The sequence below is a fragment of the Hymenobacter sp. M1-2 genome (assembly GCF_057808495.1).
The window spans coordinates 98,856-120,074 of record NZ_JBTYZO010000009.1 but is presented as its reverse complement, the minus strand read 5'-3'; the positions used below and the strand labels follow the sequence as shown (position 1 = coordinate 120,074).

The window sequence follows — 21,219 nt, the reverse complement described above, 5'->3', positions numbered from 1 at the left end:
CTCTCGGTAATTCATAAAGCAAGGAAGTTGAAGGCCAGCCGAGCAGCTAGCAAAAAAACAGACCGAAAAACTGGTGGCCTTTACTTGCGTAGGAGTCGCAAAGGCTTGGATTACTGTTTGGTAAACGGCAGCATTACAGCTGCGTGCCCCGCTGCCTTGGATCAAGAGAAGTACATTCGGGCAAGCGCGGATAATTCAAATTCAGTACCCGACTTACTTGTGGCGCGACTACGGCGTGGAATTCGGTGATGAGGCGGGCGCTACGGCCACGGTTTTGGAATAGGTGGCTTTGGGGCAGTCGTTGACCTTCACCGTCACGGCTACGGGGCCGCTGGTGGCCGCGGCTCCCCAGTTCACCCGCACGGCATTGGTGCCCTGGCCGCTCACGATGGTAGCGCCCGTCGGCACTGACCACGAGTAGCGCGCCCCGCTGACGGCATCGAGCTGGTACGTCTGGTTTTGGTCGCCGCGGTGCACTTGGTCGGCGCCTAGCACGGCGTGGTTATAGGTGCCTTGGTACACCCGCACGTAATCGATTTGGGTAACTACGGGGTAGTCGGTAGCCGCGGGACTCTGGCCCAGGCCGGTAAAATCCGTTTTTGGCCCGCCTACCGCCGTGTTCAGAATCACGTAGAAGTTGCCGTTGTTGAACGGCCAGGCATTGCCCGTAGTCGTTTGGGGCGAAGCCGAGTGGAATAGGTTACCGTCGACAAACCACTGGATCTGATTCGGGCTCCATTCCACGGCGTACACGTGAAAATCCTGGGATAAGTCGACCGGCGCGGTGTAGTCTTTGCTGGTGTAGTGCCAGCCCTTGGCGTCGTAGTGAATGGTGCCGCCGACGGTTTTGGGGTTCTTGTGCTTGGCTTCCAGGATGTCGATTTCGCCGGTGCCGGGCCACTTATTGGGGTCAGGTAGCATCCAGAAGGCCGGCCACACGCCCTGCGCGGAGGGCAGCTTGATGCGCGCCTCCACGCGGCCGTACCGGAAGGTTTGTAAGCCCGCCGTGGCCGGGTTTTTCGACAGCAGCTTGGCTGACGTGTAGTTGTAGGTGCGCCCGTTTTGCGTTGAGTTTTCGGCGCGCGTGGTGATGGTCAGGTAGCCACTTGCTACGGCAGCGTTAGCGGTCCGGTATACTTGCTGTTCGTTGTTGCCGAAGTTGCAAAGGCCCGTTTCGCAGCCGTCGCCGTCGTACACTTGCCACTGGCTTAGGTTGCCGGGCGTGTCAAACTCATCGGACCAGACGAGTTTGTTGCACTGGGCCTGGGCGGTGACGGGCAGCAGCCAGCTTGCGCAAGCCATTGCCAGGATTCCGGCCCAGCTGGCAAGCCATCGGCCCAGGATTGTAGACGATGAATCCATGTGCGGTGAATTTGGGTGGGAAGGCGAAGCCAGTGGCCGCAGCGGGCTACGGCAGGAGCGGATGCGGTAAGCAAAGAGTGCTGGTCTCGGCACAGAGCCGTCACGGGTGCACATGGCGCCGCCCGGCGAAAAGTATTAGCCGGCGAAAACTCAGGCTCGACCAATACCAGCAGTAGCGGAGTCACCAAAGATATCGTTGTGTTTTATTGGAAACAAGTCAAAAAACCTCATTTGGTGCGCTATAAAGCCATTTTTGCGCTTAGCTACCGACTCATCCACACGCTTACAACACACGTTGATACTCCGTATTTTTCGCTGAAAAGCGCAATCAGCCGCTTGCTTTTCGGGAACCGCGACGGATAAAAAACAAGCTCGATAGGTAGGACAAATCGAAATATTCCGGCTTGGTTCCTGCTACCTTTCCGCCTTCTACCACCGCCTTTGCTCTACCTAATGCCCTCGTTCTGGTCTTGGTGTGCCGTGTTGCTGTTGTTAGGCTTAGGCATGGTGTACAGCGTGCGAAGCGGCAAACTCACGCTGCCAGCCGCGGGCACGGGCGGGCTGTTGGGGCTGCTGCTTTTTCTGGGCGCTGGCTGGGTTGGCGTGACGCTGTTGAGCCTGTTTTTCCTGCTGGGTTCGGCGGCTTCGGCGTGGCAGCGGGAAACGAAACAGCGCCTGGGCCTGGCCGAAGCCAACCAGGGTCGGCGCCAGGCTTCCCAAGTTTTGGCCAATGCCGGCGTAGCGGCCGCGGCGGGCCTGGGCAGTTGGACCGATCCGGCGCACGCAACTTTCTTTCACCTGCTGCTGGCCGGTAGTCTGGCAGCGGCCACGGCGGATACGCTCTCGTCGGAGTTGGGCAACATCTACGGCCGCCGGTATTATAACATCCTGACGCTGCGGCCCGACACGCGCGGGCGCGACGGCGTGGTAAGCGTGGAAGGCACGGCGCTGGGCTTCGCGGGCAGCGTCCTGGTTGCGGCTGTGTACAGCGTGGGCTTCGGTGAGTATCATGGCTTTTGGTGGGTGGCGCTGGCGGGTGCGGCCGGTAACCTGGCTGATTCCGTGCTGGGCGCCACGCTGGAACGCCGCGGCACCTTATCGAACGACGCGGTAAATACGCTGGGCACACTTACTGGCGCAGCCGCAGCGGCCTTGGGCTACGCTTGGGGCTGAGGGTATATAAGCTGCCAAAGGTCCTGGCGTGCTGCAAACCAAACTGTGGAAAGCAGCCGCAGCGGCTAAAGCTGGTCCCAGAAGATGATGCGGCCATCCTGCTGATGCACAAACTTGACGCCGCCGTCCTGCGACACAACTACGGCGAGGCTATCTGGGTCGGCGAGGCACTGCCGGTAGGCGGCCCGGTGGCGCGTGCCGCCGCTGTCGGCCGGTTCGGCCCGCACGGCGGTGGCCTCCAGGTCCAGCGCCCGGTACACGTGGTCGGTGGGAATGTGTGGCGCGTGAATCTCCACGCCGAAACCCACAATTTCCAGCCGTTTGGTAAGCACCAAAGCGCCGTCCACGGCCATAAGATCAGCCAGCAAATCAGCGAAGCGCTCAAGCTCGGTGGTCAGGGCCAGCACTTGCGCGTCGTGAGAGGCTTGAAACCGCGCCCAGTTGACTTCGCCCAGCCCGGCCAGCCGCCCGATGAGCGCAAAAAGCAGCGTTGCGAAGCGGCTTTGCGCACCCAACGGTTGCATGTGGTACTTCGGTCGCAGCACGCCAGCCGGTCCCACGCGCTCGGCCACGCCCTCGTCGGGAATGAAAACCAGTAGCCCGCCGTGCCCGGCGGCTCGCACCCGCGCAATGACACGGTGCTGCACGTGCTGGCCGATCTGCACAATCAAATCGTTCTGAACGGGCAAAGCCGCCAGCTTGGTGCGCATTTCTTCCTGGGCAAACTGCTCGGCCGCCGCAAACCGACCGCGGCTCCAGGCCGCCGGAAATTGCACGAACCCGTGACCATCCACACGGCCTTGTTGCAGCATCAGCACCAAGCTGGAGCCGCAAAAGAACGCCAGGCGGCCCGGCCCGAGCAAATGGACCAGCAGGGCCGGAGGCGCCCCATCGGGCGAGGGGTGCAGGCTAGGTTGCCGCGGGTCTTCCTGGTGGGTAGCGCAGAGCATGCCCCACATCTGCAGGCGACCGTCGGCAGCTTGCTCCACGGCCAGCGTGTTGTAAGCTCCCTGCACCGTAGGGCTGAGTCGGCGCAGTTCCTGCTCGGTGTAGGGGCGGGCCGTCGAGAAGGCCAGTAGGTGGCTGCTCAGACCCGTCAGGATGGGCTGCAGCGCGGCCGCCGATGCCAGCACCAGGCGCCCGGTGACCGGGCGCCCTTCTTCGCTGAGCAGACTGGCTTGGTAAGCAACAGAAATAAATTGCGTCAGCGCGGCTTGCGCGGGCAGGGCCGGGGCTGTGGCAGGCCACCGTTGGTGCAGCGCGACGGCCAGCTCGTTTGGATAATACGCGGTGGTCATAAGCACAAGGAGTCGTTCATGTTGCTGGCGAGAAGCTCGGGTACTGTCTAAGCTCAGCAGAGGGCGCCGAAGGTTACTGAACCTAATGCCCGGCGGCAAGATACCCACCAGGCGTTATTGAGCCATGCGTGGGGCCGCACCATGGGGGCTAGGCAGATAACGAAGTAGAACTGCCGTGCCGGGGTGTACGGGTGCTGTGGGTGGCGATGCAGCCGAGTAGCTGGGTTCGGTCGGGCGCGTGGCCGCCACCGCAGCAATGCCGCACATGTTCATGGATTTGCTCTGAAGCGAAGCTAAAAAGGGGGATGTATGACCATTTAGATAGAATCATTCATAAATTATATGATATTTTTTTGGTTGTTTTTTACGTGCTGCATCCTCACCTGTAAGAGAGCAAATGTGACCTTGTAACAAGCATAAAGGGTGGAGTTAGCGTGTGCAGTAAGCGTATAACGCACTTGTGCAGTAAAGTAAAAAACCTTCTTTACAGGTAGTAAAGAAGGTTTTTACTGTTGCTTTTCCGAAAAAAGCTAAGATATATTTGGGTAACAACCCGGCCTCAAATCCTGAGGTTCCGACGCTACTGCTTAATCAAGTAGCACCCTGGTGACAGTACAGCTCTCAATCAGTACTGTCCAAATACTTCTGCCCTACTCGCTACCCTTTCACCTCGGCTCGCGGCCGAGGCGGTGCTTGGGTTTCGTGCCTTCCACCTGTGGTCTACCCTCGTTAGCCGTACGGCGCGAGGCAGCCGCTGGCTCTTTTCCCCTAATTCCCACACATTACATGCATCCAAACATCTACACTCGGACATTGGGCCGAACACTTTGGGTTGCGGTTTGCGGCGTGCCGGTGATTCCGGCTCTTGCTGCGGTGCCACTAGCCACTGCAGTGCCCACCGAACGCCTAACCTTGGCCGATGTGCCAGTTTCCGGGCGAGTTACCCAGAGTAACGGCGAGCCGCTACCGGGAGTAACCGTAATAGTAAAAGGCTCCACTCTAGGCACCAGCTCCAACACGGACGGGGCTTTTGCGCTGAGCGTGCCCGAGGGCAGTACGTTGGTGTTCAGCAGCGTGGGCTTCTTGAGCAAAGAAGTAGCGGTAAGCGGGGCTAACCCCAACCTGAACGTAACGCTGCAAACCGACGCCAAAGCACTGGGCGAAGTGGTAGTAGTGGGCTACGGTACCCAGGAGCGCGGCAGCGTGACGGGCGCCGTGTCGTCGGTTTCGGGGCGGGACATTACCACGCAGCCGGTGGCCGATGCTACGCAGGCTTTGCAGGGCCGGGCGGCGGGCGTGACGGTAACGTCGAACGGCGGGGCACCGGGCGGCGCGGCGGGTACTTCTATTCGGGTGCGCGGTATCACTTCGGCCGGCAACAACAACCCGCTGTACGTGATAGACGGCTTTCCGCTGCCCGAAGGCGGCGAAAACCAGTTGAACGCCATCAGCCCGAACGACATCGAAACCATTGACATTCTAAAGGACGCTTCGGCCACGGCCATTTACGGCGTGCGGGCGGCCAACGGCGTCGTAATCATCACGACGAAGCGCGGCAAAGCGGGCATCACTTCCATCAACCTCGATGCCTACCGGGGCGTGCAGCAGGTGTGGCGGAAGCTCAATTTGCTCAACGCCGAGGAATACGCCGTCATCAACAACGAGAACCGTCTGGCAGCCGGGCAGGCCATCGTGGTGGACCGCCTGCGCGACCCAGGCGCCCTGGGCGAAGGCACCGATTGGCAGGACGAAGTGTTCCGCCGGGCCGCTATCCAGAACTACTCACTCTCGGCGACGGGCGGCAGCGACAAAGCGCGCTACGCCGTGTCGGGCACGTACTTCCAGCAGGACGGCACCGTTATCGGTTCGCAGTTCGAGCGGTTCACGCTGCGCGCCAACGGCGACTTGCAGCTGAACAAGGTGCTGAAAGTGGGCAACAGCATTTCGCTCACGCACCTCAACGACCGCCAAATCAACTCCGGCGGCGGCACCGAGGGCGACCGGAACAACGAGTACGGCGCCATCCAGCAGGCGCTGCGCATTCCGGCCATCATTCCCGTGTACCGCCCCGACGGCTACTACTACGAGCCGCGCGGGCAGCAAGACAATTTCGTGGAGGAGAACCCGCTGGCAGCAGCCACGCTCAACAACCAGAAGTTTGTTCGTAACCGGGCGCTGACCACCTTCTTTGCCGAAATAGAACCTCTGCAAGGGTTGCGCTTCCGCACCAACGTCGGCGCTGATCTGATCTTCGACAACTTCAACTCCTTCCGGCCCTTTGTGCCCGAGTTGAAGGTTGGCAACGAGACTTTTACCACCCGCTACAGCCTAGCCGGGGCCTCAGCCACCTCGAATTACAACACGAGCTACCTGATCGAAAATACGGTCACCTACGAGCACCTGTTTGCCGAGAAGCACCAGCTGACGGTGCTGCTCGGGCAGTCGGGGCAGCGCATTAACAAGCAAAACGTGGAAGCCTACCGCACGGGCTACTTGCGCAACGACTTGCAGGTAATCAACTCCGGCCCGATCAACACGCAGCTGTCCAACGCCGGCACCATCGAGGCCAAGCAGGGCCTGGCCAGCTACTTCGGCCGGATCAACTACGAGTTTGCGGGCAAATACTTGTTCCAGGCCATTGCCCGCTACGACGGGGTAAGCGCCTTTCCGCCCGGCGAGAAGTTTGGTTTCTTCCCCGGCGTGTCGGCCGGCTGGCGCGTCTCGGAAGAGGACTTCCTGGCCAATAACCCCGTCATCAGCAACCTGAAGCTGCGGGTTGGTTACGGCAAAGTGGGCAACCCCAACAACGCCGGGCGTTTCGCTTACCTCTTCGCCATCAACTCGAGCATCCAGTACCCATTTGGCCCAACTGGTACCATCCAGACCGGCGCGGCTCCCACGCGCCTGGCCAACCCGGATCTGCGCTGGGAAACCAACAACCAAACGAACATCGGCATCGACCTGGGCTTCCTCGACAACCGCTTCGAGGCCACCATCGACTTGTACCAGCGCAAGTCGCCGAACCTGATTGCGCCGGTGCCGGTGTCGTTGGTATCGGGCACGTACGAAAGCGTAAATCGCAACGCGGCTTCGGCCTACAACCGCGGTGTGGACATCTCCCTCACCTCGCGTAACGTGCGGGGCGGCGGCCAGGACCTGAATTGGACTACCACGCTGAACGTGTCGGCATTCAAGACCGAGTTGGAGTCGCTGGGCGTGGGGCGGCCGTACAACGGCCTGAGCACCCTGAACGGCGTCATCGTCCGCTACGACAAAGGCGAGCCCTTCGGTGCGTTTTATGGGTTTGTGGCCGATGGTCTGTTCCAGACGCCGGAAGACGTGAGCAGCCACGCCACCCAGAGCGGCGCCGCCCCCGGCGACATTCGCTTCCGCGACATCAGCGGCCCAGAAGGCGTGCCCGACGGCGTTATCAACGCCGACGACCGCACCTACATCGGCAACCCCAACCCTGACTTCACTTACGGGCTGAACAACACCGTGACGTGGAAGGGCTTCGATCTGAACGTGTTTGTGCAGGGCTCCCAGGGCAACGACATCTTCAATCAGAACCGCTACATTCTGGAAAGCCCGCTCTACGGCAACAGCAGTGGCAGCACCCGCGTGCTGGACCGCTGGACCGGCCCCGGCACCAGCACCGACGTGCCGCGCGCCATTGCCGGCGACCCCAACCAGAACCTGCGCGTGTCGAGCTACTTCGTAGAGGACGGCTCTTACCTGCGCATCAAGACGCTGACGCTGGGTTACTCCCTGCCCCAGCAGCTCAGCAGCCGCATTGCTGCCAAGCAGCTGCGCGTGTACGTGAGTGCCCAGAACCTGCTGACGCTGACTGATTACAGTGGCTACGACCCCGAAGTGGGCAGCCGCGGCGTCGATCTGGGTGTGTACCCGCAGCCGCGCACGTTCCTGGCCGGCCTCAATGTTGGGTTTTAGTTGAGAGTTATTCGTTGTCAGTCGCCGGTATTCAGGCCTTGAACAGGCGCATCACTAACAACTGACAACCAACAACCCGATGACTACCCAACAACTATCAACCAACAACTGACAACCCCCCATGTCGACTTTGACTAAGTACACATACCGAGCTTGGCTGCTGACCTTGGGTCTGCTGGCCGGCTGCGGCGAGAAGTTCCTGGAAGAAACGCCCACCGACCAGGTAACCGACGCGAACTTCTACAAAACCACCACCGACGCCATTCAGGCCACCAACGCCGTTTACAGCGAACTGGGCAAGGGCGGCCAGTACAACTACGCCCTCTGGGGGATCGGCGACATCGGCTCCGACCTCTCGACCACCGGCGGTGGGGGCGGCGGCGACGGTATCGAACAGCAGCAGCTCGACAACTTCAACATCCCGGCCACCAACCCGCTGACCACGCGCCTGTGGGGCGGCAGCTATATTGGCATCGGCCGCGCCAACGTCGTGCTCCAGAAAGTGCCGGCCATGAGCATCGACCCGGCCATTCAACAGCGCAGCATCGGGGAGGCCGAGTTTCTGCGGGCCAAGTACTACTTCGATTTAGTACGAGCCTTCGGCGACGTGCCGCTGATAACTACGCCGCCCGCCACGCTGGAGCAGGTGAACATTCCGCGCACGCCAGCCGCGCAGGTTTACGAGCAAATCGTGGCTGACCTGACCGATGCCATCACCAAGCTGCCGCCCTCGTACAGCGGCGACGACATTGGGCGGGCTACCAAGTGGTCGGCGACGGGGCTACTGGCCAAGGTGTATCTCACGCAGGACAACATGGCCGGCGCAGCCCAACGCGCCCGCGAGGTGATTTCGCAGAGCGGCAAGTCCCTGTGGGCTGATTACGCCGATAACTTTAAAGTATCCACCGAAAACGGCAAGGAGTCGCTGTTCGAGGTGCAGTACATCTCGGGCCGCAACCAGTACATCTTCGACGGGCTTGGTTTCGTCGGCAACGAATTCTTCGGGCCGCGAGGCCAGGGCGTCGTGCCGCAGGGTGGCTACGGGTTCAACATCCCCGAGGCCGACTTCGTGGCCGGTTACGAAGCCGGCGACAAGCGCCGCGACGTGACCATCTGGAAGCCCGGCGACGCATATCCCGACGGTCGTACGCAGCCGGCGTCGTTGCCCGGCTCACCCAACGGCTACGGCGTAAAGAAGTGGTTTGTGGGCAAGGTGAACACCAACATCTGGGACTCGGAGCTGAACATTCCGGTGCTGCGCCTGGCCGAGATGTACCTGATCCTGGCGGAAGCCGTGGGTCCGACCACCGAAGGCCTGGAAGCCATCAACAAGGTGCGCCGCCGCGCGTTCGGCCTGCCCATCGACGCGCCCAGCGCCCGCGACATTGCGCCCGGCATCAGCGCGGCGGCCTTCAAGACGGCCGTCATCCGGGAGCGGAAGTACGAGCTGGCCTTCGAGATGGACCGGTGGTTTGACATGAAGCGCACGGGCGAGCTGCTGACCTCGCCGCAACTCATCGCCAAGGGCGTGAAGCCCTTCAACGTGCTGCTGCCCATTCCGCAAACGGAGCGCGACGTGAACTCCAATCTGACGCAAAATCCCGGCTACTAACCAGAAGTGAGAGGAGCGGCACGAAAAGGCAAGCCGCGGCGGGCTTGGGACTGTGGGAAAATGCTCTTATCGTCCGCCGCAAAGTTTTGACTGCGCGTGTCGCTCCTCTCGTTTCTCGCTCCCGACTTTTCCTCCTCCCTGCATTCTCATGAAAAACCTCATACGCTTCGCTTGCCTGGGTCTGCTGACCACCGCGCTGCTGCCGTCGTGCGACATCGAAGACGACGACAACAAGCTGGAAGGGCCCGTGCCGCAAGCCAATTTCACCTTCCAAGCCAATACCACGCAGTTTCCGACAGTGGTGCGCTTCACGAGCACCAGCCAGAATGGCTTCCTGAACCAGTGGATTTTTGGCGACAACTCCCTGGGCTCCGGCGATACCACGCGGCACACCTACACGCGGCCCGGCGCTTACCAAGTGGAGCTGATTACGGCTGGCCGCGGTGGTACTGGCATTTCGGCCAAGCAAACGGTGAATGTGCCCGATGCCTGCTCCAACGCGGCTTTCGGCAAGCTGGTAGACTGTGCCGGCAGCGGCACGCGAGTGTGGTCGTTGGCCAACGCGCCGGGCTCCATCGTGCGCGAAACGGCCACCGGTACGCAGCTCTCGTCCTCGACCACGCTGCAGCCCTGCCAGCTCGACGACCAGTTTTCGTTCAGCAACGGCTTTACGCTCAACTATGAAAGCGCGGGCCAGACGTTCCAAAACGGCACCTGCGGCGCCCCGCGCAACCATTCCGGCAACTTTGTATTTCGGCCCAACAGCGGCGGCAATCCGCAGATTGTGCTCAAGGGCAAGGGCGCCTTCATCGGCGTGCCCGATTCGGTGGTGAACAAAACCTACGACATTCTGGAAGCCACCGACACCCGCCTGCGCCTGCGCGGCACCAACCCCGACGGCACGCGCACCATCGTCACGCTGGCGCCCTTCGATGCTACGGCGCCGATCAAGCTGCTACTGACGGGCGGCTCGTCGCGCACCTGGGTGCTGGATAATGCCGCCGACGCGCCGATTACGGTGGGCACCGAGGCCAACCCCAAGGAGTACTTTGCGGGTGCGGCCCCTAACTCCCTGCCGGGCTGCCAGGCCGATGACGAATACACGTTTACGACGGCCAACGTTTTCACCTACGATGCCAAAGCCGAAACGCTGGTAGCGCCCGCTCAAACCTGCCAGGCTCCCCGTTCGGGCACTTCGCCCTTTGTGTTCGGGCCGGCGGCCGGCGCGGGGTTGGCGCAGTTTACCCTCACACAGGCCAGCGCCTTCATCGGTGCCACCGATGCCTCGCCCACCGAGCGGGTGTACCGCATCCTGTCCATTGACAACCGGAAGATGACCATCCGGGCGGGCAGCGGCCAGAATAACGGGACGGTATTTGACATCAAGCTGGTGGTGAAGTAGATCACCTCATTCATTTAGCTTACTTGCCTGTTGATGAAAAGCAAACTTGCAGCCGGCGTGCGCAACAACTGGTTCGGGGTCGGCTTGCTGCTGACCCTGGGCCTGGCCTCGTCGTGCACCGAAGAGAAAAAGAAGGACATTCCCGCCCCGACGCCCCCACCACCCACGGCACCGGTGGTGAACGAAGAAGCGCGCGACTTCAGCCAGTACACCACCGAGGTGTGGGCCGACGAATTCAACAGCGGCACCCTAGACCAAACCAAGTGGACGTACGAGCAGGGCGGCGGCGGCTGGGGCAACAACGAGCTGCAGGCTTACACCAACTCCACCGACAACGCCTTCCTGAGCGGCGGCAACCTCGTGATTCAGGCCCGGCGCCAGCAGTCCGGCAACAACGCCTACACCTCGGCGCGCCTCATCACCAAGGGCAAGCAGAGCTTCCGCTACGGCCGCATCGATGTGCGCGCCAAAGTACCCAAGGGCAAGGGCGTGTGGCCCGCCATCTGGATGCTGGGCGCCGACATCGACCAGCGCAACTGGCCCATCTGCGGCGAAATCGACATCATGGAGCTACGCGGCAGCCGCCCCAAGGAGTTGATATCGACCATGCACTTCGGCAACAGCACCGCCGATCATCGGTACAAAGGCACTACGGAAGTGCTTAGCGAGGACCTGTCGAACGACTTCCACGTCTTCACCATCATTCGTAGCAAGGACCTGCTGCGCTTCTACCTCGATGGCCGGCAATACTACGCCTTAACCGGCAGCGACGCCAATCCGTTTCCGTTCAACAACCCATTTTTCATCATCCTGAACGTGGCCGTGGGCGGTGATTTCGACGGCGACCCGGACGCCTCCACCGTGTTTCCGCAGCAGATGCAAGTGGATTACGTGCGGCACTACGAGTACCGGTAAATGAGCTTGCTGCCCGCGCACGAGGGGATGGGAACCTAAATAAATGCGAAGGCAGATTTTCCGCGCTGCCGTTCGGTTGTTGCGGAACACACAAGGGCTGGTTTGCCGGTTGGGGGCGGGCCGGCTCTTCGTGGCTTTGGGCGAAGCGGTTTCCGCATCGCATCCATACAGGGTCACGTAGGGTCACGCTCGGTTTGTCGAGTTGGTCATCAATGCGTCTGGGGCCATGAGAAATCAGGCAAACACAGGTAACTCGAGTTGATCGATTTGTGCCTCGGCTTTCTGCGTGTTTTCCGCCGCGTTGAACAGGAGCCCGGAAGCCTCAATGAACTGCACGTGTTCAATGCCTAGCGTCCGCCATATAAACGTGGCGTACGGCGTGGCGAAATCCCTATCGCTGCCCAGGCCGGTGCCCGCACTCGTGTAGACGATGTAAATGCTGCGGGCGCGGAGCTTGCCGTGTGTAACGCCGTCGATATACTCAAACGTCACGCCGGGGCGATTAATCTGGTCGATGTACGCTTTGAACGTGGAGGGCACGGTCCAATTGTACACGGGCAAGCCAAGCACCACGAGGTCGGCCGCCAGCAGTTCGGCCACCATTTCGTCGGAGAGCTGCGTGGCGGCTTGCATGGCCGGAGTTGGGTTTTGCGCGGAGTACAAAATGCCGTTAACGTGCGCCTCGTTCGGCACCGGCACGCTTACTGCCAAATCGCGGGTCGTCACATGGGCATCGGGATATTCTTCCAGCAGCCGCGCCATCAGGTGGTCGGTTAGGTGCCGGGACACGCTATCAGCATAGCGCGGGCTGCTGTCGAGGCGCAGAATTTCGAGGGGTTGAGTGCGGGAGTCGTTCATGAAAAAAGGGTTGAAGGGGGTGATTGCTTGTTGATTAAGAAAGGAGCACGAGTTTGCCCGTGCTTTGGCGGCTATCGAGCCAATGGTGAGCTTCCGCGGCTTGCGCCAGCGGCAGAGCCTGGTCGAGGTGCATCCGGAGCTGGCCGCTGGCCACGCCGCCGAACAAGGCCCCGTAGGCTTCTTGCATGAACGACGGCTGCCCCGAGTATCCGCCCACGTAGAAACCGCGCACCGATTGATTGGGAAGAGTCAGCTGCCAGGTGTCGAGTCCGGTGGGCTGGCCGCTGGCGTTGCCGTAGTTAACAATCCGGCCGAACGGTTCATGGACTAGCAGAGGAAAGACTAACGCACAATCCGGCGTGGACGAGAAGAAAAACCAAGGGTTGAACCCCTCAAGCCGCCGACTGCTCGGCGATGAGACCGTCGAGGTTGCGGTCCAGCAAAAAGCCGAGCGGATAGCCGGGATAACGCGTGGTGAGGCGGTGTTTAAGCTGTTCCCGGTGCTCAGCCGTGGTAGCCTGACCCCGCGCGATGGCATCTTTGACCAGCTTGCGGCAAAACAGCAGGTAGGCCAGGTACTCGCCGAAAATGCCCGTGCCGCCCGCCCCGCCGTGCCCGCCAAAAACGGTGTCGGCGTCGGCGTAAGTGGTCATGCAGAACTCTATTTGCTGGACCCACGCCTGGGAATGCCCTTCGCCAAGCCAAGGATGCACGCGGTTATACACGACATCGGCCGCAAACAAGGCGTGGTAAGTGGGCAGGTGCAGCACCGTCATGTCGGTGGTTTCGCCCAGGCCTAGCTCCTGCACCTGGAACGTTACGCCGTCTACGGTCAGAGCCTGGCCCGACGCCACGCGGTGGGTCGGCGTGACCATATAGTCAGCGTAATCGTCGCCAAACATCGGCTTCCACAACGCCCGCCGTTCGGCGTCCAGTTGCTGCATGGCCTCGATGGCAGCCTGCGTGGCATAGATGGGAACGGTGGGGTTGGCACCCGTCAGGACCTCCAGCCCGCTGTAGTGGTCGGGATGCGAGTGGGTAATGAAAATACCCAAGACGGGCTTGCCGATGGCCTCAGCCAGTGCCTTGAACTGCCGGGCTTCGGAACGAAGGAACTGCGCATCAATCAGAAAGACGCCGTTGGGCGTTTCAACGGCATAGGAATTAACGGCCAGCCCCTGCTCGGTGGCATGGTGGGCGTGGACGACCAGTGACGGCGCGCCGTCAGGGGCGGTAAGTACAGTTGTCGTGGAGGGCATGGTGGGTTGGAAAACAAGTTGCGTCGGGAATGAGCAAGGGTTAACCACGCAGGCCCCCATCGGCGTACAGGGTTTGGCCATTGATCCAGTAGCCAGCCGGCGAGGCCAGCAGCGCCACGACCCCGGCAATGTCGGGGGCGGTGCCCAGCCGCCCCAGTGCCGTGGCGTGCGTGATTTGCTCCCGAAAGGCGGCCGGCATTCCCGCAATCATATCGGTCTCGGTCAGGCTCGGTGCCACGGCATTGACGCGGATGCGGCGCCCACCCAGTTCGGCCGCGAAGCTTTTTGTCAACGAGTCCACGGCCGCTTTGGTCGCGCCGTACACGGCCGTATAAGGCGCGGCCCGGTTGCCGACCACAGACGAGAGGTTGATGATGTGTCCGCCCTGTTCGCCAAAGTGCCGGCTAGCTTCTTGCGAGGCGTAAATCAGCCCCCGGACGTTGGTGTTGAACAGGGCATCGTAGTGCTCATCCGTGATGTGTTCGAGCGGAATGCCCACGGCCGCAATGCCCGCGTTATTGACCAGCACATCGAGCCGGCCGAATTCGGCCACGGCCTGCTCGAACAAGGCCGCCACATCAGCTTTTCGGCTCACGTCGCCTTGGATGGCCAACGCCCGGCCGCCTTGCTGGGTGAGGACGCGGACAAGTTCCTGCGCCTGGTCAGTGCTTTTGGTGTAGTTGACGACGACGGCGAAGCCGTCTTGGGCGAGTCGCTCGGCGATGGCCCGGCCAATGCCGCGCGAGGCGCCGGTAATAAGGGCTACTTTTTCTGGGGTTGCGTGCATGGTAAATGGTGAAAAAAGTGGGCGTGGAGAAATGATGGATGTAAAAAGGGGAAGGCGGTGTGTAAGGTGTAATTACACCTATTGTGAGAAAAAAAACTGACCAGCTTATCCCAAAAGCGGGGTTTGGACGACATTGTGGAGCAACTGGCGCAATGTTGCGGCCTGAACGGCCCCCACTTCTTGCTCAAACCGCACCTGGGCCGCTGCCCACGCCGGAGTGGCCAAGGCAAACACCTCCTCTCCGCGGCTGGTAAGGGAGAGACACTGGCTGCGGCGGTCGGAATCGCTTGGCTTTTGGGTCAGTAAGCCTGCTACCTGGAGCGGTTTGAGGTTACGCGTGAGCGTTGTGCGGTCCATGACCAAATTCTGCGCTACCTCGGTGATAGGGGCAGCACCCAGCGTGGCAAGCCGTGCTAAAATGGTGTATTGATTCAGGGTCAAGCCAAAAGGAGCAAGTTGCTGATCATAAAACTGGCTCACATGCCGCGCCGCTTGCCGTAGCGAGAGGCAGTTACATGAGACCAGACCGACGGCTTTAGCATTCATAATCCAAAGGTAAGGAAAGTAAGTGTATATACACGCAAAATGGTAATTAAAATATCGGCACCTGACTCGTCACTTCTATGTCATGCACTTTTCAGCAAGTAGCAACTGTTTTTCGGTCCCTGCCGTCTTCATTCGACCGACCTATAGGGTGCATTGAGGTAGAGAAAGTACCGTGGCGAGGGATGGTCTATTTCATCCGCTTACATTCGGTCACCTACGCTAATCAGTGAATGGAAGCCAGTATTCTGGTGCTACCCCTGCAACACGGACCACCCGTACATGCGATTTTTGGACTAAACGTTTAAAACAGGCCAGAGATGCTTCGACAAGCGGACGGCTGATAGAGCATTACGGCCTTTTGTAGCCCTACAACGAAGTGGGAGAGGCGTTTGGCTTCGCCCTCCTTCAGTTCGATAAGCGGACGTTAGACGGAGCAACCCGCCTTTTAGCTCAACGCTACTCCGTTACCGTAATTCGCTTCGTTTGGTCGCCGATGCGCAGGTCGAACTCGCCGGCTTCCAGGATTTTTTCGCCTTGCGGGCCGGAGTAGCTCAGGTCGGCGGCGGGCAGAGTGAAGCTGACGGTGCGCGTTTCGCTGGGCTTCAGACTGATCTTCTCGAAGCGACGCAGGCGCAGCATATCAGGCGCGATGACGCTGGCGTGCAGGTCGGAGGAGTAGAGGTGCACGGTTTCCTGGCCGGCGCGCTGGCCGGCGTTGGTAACCTGCACGGTTACGGCTACTTGGCCGTTTTTGGGCAGGCTTTCCTTGTCCACAGCTAGGTTGCCGTAGCGGAAGGTGGTGTAGCTCAGCCCGTCACCGAACTTGTACTGCGGATTGTAATCGGCTTCGTAGTTGTAGGCGCCTGCTGCTTTGGTTTGCTCTTCGGCGTACTTGTGAATGTAGGAAATCAGCGCGTTGGGGTAGCGCGGGTAGGTGTAGGGCAGCTTGCCCGAGGGGTTCACGTCGCCGAAGAGGATGTCGGCCAGCGCGTCGCCGCCGAAGTTGCCGGGCAGGTAGGTTTGCACCACGGCTTTCACGCCCGGCTCAATGCGGCTGATGACGCGTGGGCGGCCTTCGTTGAGCACCAGCACTACGGGCTTGCCGGTGGCGGCAAGGCGCTGGGCCAGTTGGGTTTGCAAGTCGGAGAGGTAGAGGTCGTTCAGGTCGCCGGGCTTTTCGGCGTAGGAGTTTTCGCCGAGGCACAGCAGCACCACGTCCGCGTTCTGCGCAGCGGCCACGGCTTCGTCGAGCTTGTCGGCGTACTCCTCGTAGTATTTGCCGCCGGCCTTATAGCTCACGCCGGGCACGTACTGCACGTTCCCGGCCCCGATTTCCTTCTGCACGGCTTCCAGAATGGTGTTGTAGCGGGCCGCGAAGTCTTCCACTTTTTCGCCCTGCCAGGAGTAAGTCCAGGCGCCGTTGAGCGTGCGCATGGAATTGGCGTTGGGGCCGGTCACGAGCACCTTCGCCGTTTTCTTCAGCGGCAGAATGTTATCCTCGTTTTTGAGCAGGGTAATGGCTTCGGCGGCCGTTTGGTAGGCGGCTTGCTCGTGCTCCTTGCTGCCGAACTTGGGGTAGTTTTTGGGGTCGGTGTTGGGCTTTTCGAACAGGTTCAGGGCGTACTTCACCCGCAGCACCCGGCGCACGGCGTCGTCCACGCGGGCCTGGCTGACCTGTCCTTCCTTCACCAGCGCCACCAGGTTGTCGCAGAACTGCTCGAACTCGTACGGCACCATGGCCATGTCGATGCCGGCGTTGATGGCAATGCGGACGGCGTCTTTGGGCGTTTTGGCCAGGTGGTCGCGCTTGTAAAGGTTATCGATGTCGGCCCAGTCGGTTACGGCCAAGCCGCGGAAGCCGAGTTGTTCCTTGAGCAGCTTGGTCAGCAGGTCGTGGTTGGCGTGCATGGGTACCCCGTTGATGAGGCCCGAGTTGATCATGATGCTGTGCGCCCCGGCGTCGATGGCGGCCTTGAAAGGCGGCAGGTGGTACTCGTGCAAGGACTCGGTGGGGATGTAGGCATTGGTGCGGTCCTTGCCCGACTGCGGCACCTGGTAGCCCATAAAGTGCTTGATGCTGGCGGCCACGCGCGTCGGGTCGGCCACGTTGTTGGACTCGCCCTCCATGCCCTTCACCATCTGCACCGCCATTTCGGAAATCAGGTAAGGGTCTTCGCCCAGCGTTTCCCACTGGCGCGGCGAGCGGGCATCGGAACCCAAGTCCAGCACCGGCGAAAACGCCCACGGAATGTTGCTGGCGCGCGTTTCGTAAGCCGTGATTTCGGCACCGCGGCGGACCAGGGCGCGGTTGCGGCTGGCGGCTTGCGCTATTTCCTGCGGAAACATGGTGGCGCCGGCCGTATACGTCTCCCCGTGCACCGCGTCGATGCCGTAGATGATGGGAATCTTCAGGCGCGTTTGCTGCGTAGCTACGTCCTGCATCTGCCGGATCAGCGGGTACCACTCGGCGGGTGTGCGGGCGCGGGTGTTGGCGGCGTTCAGCACCGAGCCCACTTTGTAGTCCACCAAAGCCTTTTTGAGGTCGGCCGGGTCCAGCGCCACCGGCTCGTCGGAACTGAACCGGTCCTTGCCCTTGGTCACCACGTCGATGTTGATCTGCGCCATCTGACCCACCTTTTCCTCCAAGGTCATCTGCGCCAGTAAGGCTTCCACCTGCTGATCGATGGCCGCCGCGGAAGGCGCCGCGCTACGCCCGGCCGCGCGGCCGGGTTTGGTTTTGACCTTGGTCTTCGTTTTCTGAGCCTGAGCAGTGGTGAGGGCGCCAGCTAGGAGCAAGGCGAGCAAAGTGGCTTTGCGGGTATGCATGAAAGGAGGTGGAGGGAGGAATAAGGAGAATGGAAATCAATGTCGTTCTGGCGGGGCCTCACCCCCGGCCCCCTCTCCTAAGGGAGAGGGGGAGCCTGAAATCATCGTTCTGCGCAAGCTTTTGGGCTTGGTCTCCGTTGCACGATGCAATACACGGTAGAAGGCCAAGCCAAAGCTTAACCTTCGCAGGCTGAGCGTTTGGCTCCCCCTCTCCATGGGAGAGGGGGTCGGGGGGTGAGGCCCCTAATTCACCATCAGCGTCATGATGGAATGTGGGCGGCTGGTAACGGCCGCGGCTTGGCCTTTCAGCCAGAGCTGAAACGGCTGCTCCTTCTCGGTGCTGTTCATCACCACCACGGCCACCGAGCCGTCGGGATTCTGGAAAGCGGTGGTCTGCAGGGCGTCGCGGCTGGCGGTGGCGGCAATGCGCTTGGCGCCGGGCCGGATGAACTTTGAGAAGTGGCCGATGTAGTAGTAGCTGTTGGTGTAGAGCAGCTTACCGGCTTTGGTGTCGCCGATGATGGGCGCGTAGCAGAAGTTGCCGACGTGATTGGGGCCGCCGGTTTCGTCGAGCAGCACGTTCCAATCGGTCCAGGCCACGGTGCCAGCGTTGAAGTCGTTGATCATCGAGTGGCCGTACTTCTCGCCCAGCTTCCAATCGTTGACCTGATCGAGCTTGAAGTTCTCGACGCAGCCTTCGGTGAAGATGAGGTTCTTGTCGGGGTAGGTTTCGTGCACGCGGCGCAGGTTGTCGAACTGCATGGCGCTGCCGGTCCACGTCTCGTACCAGTGGAAGCCCAAGCCCCAATAGTACTTGCTGGCCTCCGGATCATCGAACAAGGTGCTGGCGCGCTGGTAAAGTAAGTCGCGGTTGTGGTCCCAGCCGATGAGCTTTTTGTCGCTGAGGCCATTCTTCTTCAGCGTCGGGCCGAGGTGCGTTTTCACGAAGTCACGCTCTTCCTCGGCCGTGAAAATGCATGACTCCCACTTCTGCTTGGCCATGGGCTCGTTTTGCACCGTCAGGCCCCAAATCGGGATGCCCTGCTGCTCGTAAGCCCGGATAAACTTCACGTAGTAGTCGGCCCAGGGCTGGCGAAACTCGGGCAGCAGCTTGCCGCCTTGCAGCATGCTCTGGTTGTCCTTCATCCAGGCCGGCGGGCTCCAGGGGCTCACGTACATGGTGAGCTTGCCCCCGGCCGCGGCCATGGCCTGCTTGATGAACGGAATCCGGTACTGCTCGTCGTGCTTGACGCTGAAGGTCTTTAGGGCCTTGTCGTTGTCAGCCACGTAAGTGTAGCTGCCGCTCGAAAAATCGGAGCTGTTGATGCAGGTGCGGCCCAGCGTGTAGCCGATGCCCTGCGTCGGGCTGAAATACGCTTGCAAGAATTCCTGCTGCTGCGGCTTGGGCAGCTTGGCGAAGGTTTCGGCCGCGGCATCCGTCATGGCGCCGCCGATGCCCAACATGGTCTGGAACGTGTGCGTCGGGTCGACAAACACTGTCGGTTGCGTTTCCAGGGGCTGCGGCAGGGCCTGAAACGTGAGCTTGTCGGTGGCCGCGAGGCGCAGCTCGGAGTTGGCGGCGGTGGTGTACACCTGCACGGTGCGGCCGGCGGCGGAATACGTTTTGGGCACCGCCGGGCGGGCGGGCTTGGCGGCGGACTGCGCCGCGGCGTTGCCAACGTTCAGCGCCGATAAGGAAAAGAGGAGGAGAAGCTTGTTGCGCATGTCAAATAGGAAAAGCAGAGTAGGCCGAGGACCTACCACACGTAAGTGCCCGCCGCCCCGGCCTCTAGCCGGGTGGTCACGGCCTTGCCGCGGTACTGAATATCAAAGGTTTGTTCGGTGTTACCGGTGTTGAGCACGATGAGCACTTTGCGGCCCGTCGGCGTGCGAAAGGCCACGTTCCGCAGCCCGCCCACCTCAGTGGAGGCGATGCGCACCGAGCCGGGCCGCACAAACTTGCTGGCGTGCGCCACGGTGTAGTAGGCGGTGTTGCGCGTCACGACGTCGCCGCTGAGGGTGAGGGCGCCCAGGCAGGTGCTGCAGCCGCCGGGCGTGTGCGGGTTGTAGCTCGGGTCGGCGGCCAGGTTCCACTCCAGCACGTTGCGGCTCCAGTTGCGCGGTGCCCCGATGATGAGGTTATCCATGTGCCACTTAAAATCCCCAGCGAAATTGCCGGGTCCGCCCACCCACTGCTCTGTGAAGTACACGTTCTTGCTGGGCTGGGCGTTGCGCACCGTGCTCATGGCCGAGATGTTGCCGGCGTACAGGTGAAACGCCGAGCCGTCGACGTACTGGCTCACTTGCGGGTCTTGCAGGATGCTGATCGGGTAGTCAGGGCGGTCGAGGTTGTGGTCGTAGAGGATGATTTTGGTGGTTAGCCCCGCCGCCCGGAAAGCCGGGCCCACGTTGTCGCGGATGAAGGTGGCCTGCTCGGCGGCCGTCATCAGCATGCTCGGGTTGTTGCCGCCGTGCAGCGGCTCGTTTTGCAGCGTCACGGCGTCGATACGAATGCCCTCGGCCTGCATACCTTGCAGATACTTGACAAAATACTGCGCGTACGTCGGGTAGTATTCGGCCCGCAGCGAGCCGCCGACGTAACCGTTGTTGGTCTTCATCCAGGCCGGCGCTGTCCAGGGCGAGCCGAGGATTTTCAGATCGGGGTTGATGGCCAGGATTTCCTTGAGCACCGGAATCAGATGCGTCCGGTCGGGGGCGAGGCTGAATTGGGCCAGCGTGGGGTCGGGCTGACCACCGGGCGGGTCGTCGTAGGTGAACACGCGTGCATCCAGGTCCGAAGCCCCGATGCTCACGCGCAGATAGCTGACGCCAATGCCGTTGTCGTCGGTGCCGAACAACTCCCGCAGTAGGGCGGCCCGCACCGGAGCACTCATTTGGTGCAGCAGCATGGCGCTGCCCCCAGTCAGCGTATAGCCAAAGCCGTCGATGGTCTGGTAGGTCTGCGTGGTGTCGATGACGATGGCGGCATTCTGCCCGCTCGGAGCACCGAAATTCAGTACCGCCGTACTCTTGCTCAGCAGCGCCGATCTGCTGGCCGTGGTGTACCAAAACGCTACCTGCGAAGGTCCCGCGGGCGTCGTAGGCGGCGGAGTATTGGGTGGTGCGGGCGCGTCGGCGGAATCGTTACTGCCGCAACCTGCCGCGCCCCACAGCAGCAGGCCGCACGCAATACTTAGCGGGAAGTGGCGACGGATATTCATGGGCGAGCG

The 21,219-nt window shown here is 61.2% G+C and carries 15 protein-coding genes; 5 read left to right on the top strand and 10 right to left on the bottom strand.

Features of this window, described 5'->3' with window-relative positions:
* Positions 1–228: 228 nt before the first annotated feature.
* Positions 229–1,362, bottom strand: a complete 1,134-nt coding sequence (locus ACYSMN_RS10755; RefSeq protein ID WP_488923879.1) for a family 16 glycosylhydrolase — start codon at positions 1,360–1,362, stop codon at positions 229–231.
* A 453-nt stretch (positions 1,363–1,815) separates the two neighbouring features.
* On the opposite strand from ACYSMN_RS10755, the gene ACYSMN_RS10750 reads away from it, so the two are divergent.
* Entirely contained in the window at positions 1,816–2,535 is a 720-nt protein-coding gene (locus ACYSMN_RS10750) for a DUF92 domain-containing protein (protein ID WP_488923878.1), read from the top strand.
* 65 nt (positions 2,536–2,600) lie between these two features.
* Here the strand turns inward: ACYSMN_RS10750 and ACYSMN_RS10745 are convergent, their stop codons facing one another.
* Positions 2,601–3,833, bottom strand: coding sequence for a putative sensor domain DACNV-containing protein (locus ACYSMN_RS10745; RefSeq protein ID WP_488923877.1), 1,233 nt, complete (start codon positions 3,831–3,833; stop codon positions 2,601–2,603).
* An 891-nt stretch (positions 3,834–4,724) separates the two neighbouring features.
* Between ACYSMN_RS10745 and ACYSMN_RS10740 the strand changes: the two genes are divergently transcribed.
* From ACYSMN_RS10740 to ACYSMN_RS10725, 4 genes are all read left to right on the top strand, one after another.
* Positions 4,725–7,784 (top strand): SusC/RagA family TonB-linked outer membrane protein, encoded by a 3,060-nt coding sequence (locus ACYSMN_RS10740; protein ID WP_488923876.1) that lies wholly within the window; start codon positions 4,725–4,727, stop codon positions 7,782–7,784.
* 121 nt (positions 7,785–7,905) lie between these two features.
* On the top strand, positions 7,906–9,396 hold the full coding sequence (locus tag ACYSMN_RS10735; protein ID WP_488923875.1) for a RagB/SusD family nutrient uptake outer membrane protein: 1,491 nt from the start codon (positions 7,906–7,908) through the stop codon (positions 9,394–9,396).
* Positions 9,397–9,544: 148 nt separating this feature from the next.
* Positions 9,545–10,798 carry a PKD domain-containing protein gene (locus ACYSMN_RS10730; RefSeq protein WP_488923874.1) on the top strand — a complete coding sequence of 418 codons (1,254 nt, stop codon included), beginning with the start codon at positions 9,545–9,547 and terminating at the stop codon, positions 10,796–10,798.
* A gap of 33 nt (positions 10,799–10,831) precedes the next feature.
* A complete protein-coding gene (locus tag ACYSMN_RS10725) occupies positions 10,832–11,713 on the top strand; it encodes a glycoside hydrolase family 16 protein (protein ID WP_488923873.1) in 882 nt (293 codons plus the stop codon).
* Between the two features lie 234 nt (positions 11,714–11,947).
* On the opposite strand, the gene ACYSMN_RS10720 is transcribed toward ACYSMN_RS10725, so the two are convergent.
* From ACYSMN_RS10720 to ACYSMN_RS10685, 8 genes are all read right to left on the bottom strand, one after another.
* Complete coding sequence (locus tag ACYSMN_RS10720; RefSeq protein WP_488923872.1) at positions 11,948–12,571, bottom strand: FMN-dependent NADH-azoreductase; 624 nt, start codon at positions 12,569–12,571, stop codon at positions 11,948–11,950.
* Between the two features lie 34 nt (positions 12,572–12,605).
* Positions 12,606–12,905 carry a zinc-binding dehydrogenase gene (locus ACYSMN_RS10715; protein ID WP_488923950.1) on the bottom strand — a complete coding sequence of 100 codons (300 nt, stop codon included), beginning with the start codon at positions 12,903–12,905 and terminating at the stop codon, positions 12,606–12,608.
* 58 nt (positions 12,906–12,963) lie between these two features.
* Positions 12,964–13,830: an MBL fold metallo-hydrolase gene (locus ACYSMN_RS10710; RefSeq protein WP_488923871.1), complete on the bottom strand. Its 867-nt coding sequence runs from the start codon at positions 13,828–13,830 to the stop codon at positions 12,964–12,966.
* 40 nt (positions 13,831–13,870) lie between these two features.
* On the bottom strand, positions 13,871–14,617 hold the full coding sequence (locus tag ACYSMN_RS10705; protein ID WP_488923870.1) for a 3-oxoacyl-ACP reductase family protein: 747 nt from the start codon (positions 14,615–14,617) through the stop codon (positions 13,871–13,873).
* A gap of 105 nt (positions 14,618–14,722) precedes the next feature.
* On the bottom strand, positions 14,723–15,163 hold the full coding sequence (locus ACYSMN_RS10700; RefSeq protein WP_488923869.1) for a MarR family winged helix-turn-helix transcriptional regulator: 441 nt from the start codon (positions 15,161–15,163) through the stop codon (positions 14,723–14,725).
* A gap of 456 nt (positions 15,164–15,619) precedes the next feature.
* The gene (locus tag ACYSMN_RS10695; RefSeq protein ID WP_488923868.1) at positions 15,620–17,989 is read right to left on the bottom strand and encodes a glycoside hydrolase family 3 N-terminal domain-containing protein; all 2,370 of its coding nucleotides are present in this window, start codon (positions 17,987–17,989) and stop codon (positions 15,620–15,622) included.
* Positions 17,990–18,232: 243 nt separating this feature from the next.
* Complete coding sequence (locus ACYSMN_RS10690; protein ID WP_488923867.1) at positions 18,233–19,714, bottom strand: glycoside hydrolase family 30 protein; 1,482 nt, start codon at positions 19,712–19,714, stop codon at positions 18,233–18,235.
* 32 nt (positions 19,715–19,746) lie between these two features.
* Positions 19,747–21,210, bottom strand: a complete 1,464-nt coding sequence (locus ACYSMN_RS10685; RefSeq protein ID WP_488923866.1) for a glycoside hydrolase family 30 protein — start codon at positions 21,208–21,210, stop codon at positions 19,747–19,749.
* Positions 21,211–21,219: the final 9 nt, after the last annotated feature.